We start from the raw sequence: 1329 nt of genomic DNA, 5'->3' as shown, positions 1-1329 counted from the left end.
CTACCTCGGTGAAACCAATCTCCAGCACAAAATATTAGCCATCGCGGAAGAAGAAGGGGTGCGGCAGGCTGCCTATGCGCTCAAGCTGTTGCAGTCGGACGGTGAGCTGACAATGGCAAGCACGGGCAAGGATGAAGCGACCGGAAACCTGGTCACCAAAAGCTACACCGTCAAAGGCCCGGTGATGCTGATGCTCACCACAACGGCGATCGATGTTGACGAAGAACTGCTCAATCGTTGTCTGGTGCTGACCGTCAACGAATCCCGCGAACAGACCGAAGCGATCCATGCGTTACAGCGCCAGAAGCAGACACTCGAAGGCTTGCTGGCTGAGAACGAGCGCGATTATCTGACGCAGCTTCATCAAAATGCCCAGCGGTTGCTGAAACCCTTAAATGTCGTGAATCCGTATGCCAGGCAGCTCACCTTTATGAGCGATAAGACCCGCACCCGCCGTGATCATATGAAATATCTCACCCTGATCCAAAGTATCGCCTTGTTGCACCAGTACTAGCGGGAAATCAAGACGGCCGAACATCGCGGCAGACGACTTGAATACATCGAAGTGACCCAAGACGATATCCGGCTTGCCAATCAGTTGGCGCATGAAATCTTAGGCCGGACGCTCGACGAAATGCCACCGCAGACGCGCAAGCTGTTACTGCTGATACAGGCATGGATACGGGACAGCGGTCAGCCACGGCATGAGATGATTTTTACTCGCAAACAGTTGCGCGATGCGGTGCAGTGGGGCGATACCCAGTTAAAGATCCATCTCTCGCGGCTGGTTGAAATGGAATATCTGCTGTTGCACCGGCGCGGGCTGACGTTCGCCTATGAACTGCTGTTTGACGGCGCCGCCAGTGACACCGCGTACCTGTGCGGCCTTATCGTGCCGTGACAGGGCAGGTATGACGTTCTCTGGTCGGGGTCAATCCATCAGCGGTCGCCCCCCGGTCGGGGTTCAGTCGGCGGGCGGTCGGCATAGCAACATCATCGCAAAGGCAGACACAGCAAGGCTTCACCGAAAAGCGGTCGGACAACCTCAAAAAACACGGTTCCCACCACATGAATTTATCCCATCGTAACCACAGTGCTTCTCACACAGACAGGGGGCTTCTCATGGCATCGATTACACTCAGACAACATATCCAGAATTACATTGAACACCTTGATACCTTGCGTTATACGCGGGACACCCGGCTACACTATCAGTCAAATCTGATGCAGTTCGTCCGTTGGTGTGATGAACGGGGGATCATCACGGCGCAACAGGTGAGTTTCGCCCAGCTGGAAAGCTGGCAACGTTATCTGTCAGCGCAAAAGAAT

At 54.4% G+C, this 1329-nt stretch carries 2 pseudogenes; both read left to right on the top strand.

The features are described from left to right. A pseudogene (locus tag AAC855_RS21120) lies at positions 1-988 on the top strand (DNA primase); the annotation flags it as partial. 134 nt (positions 989-1122) lie between these two features. Next, positions 1123-1329, top strand: a pseudogene (locus AAC855_RS21115) (site-specific tyrosine recombinase XerC); the annotation flags it as partial.

Source organism: Xenorhabdus bharatensis, from assembly GCF_037996705.1.
Classification (GTDB): domain Bacteria; phylum Pseudomonadota; class Gammaproteobacteria; order Enterobacterales; family Enterobacteriaceae; genus Xenorhabdus; species Xenorhabdus bharatensis.
This window is presented reverse-complemented; position numbering and strand designations above follow the sequence as displayed.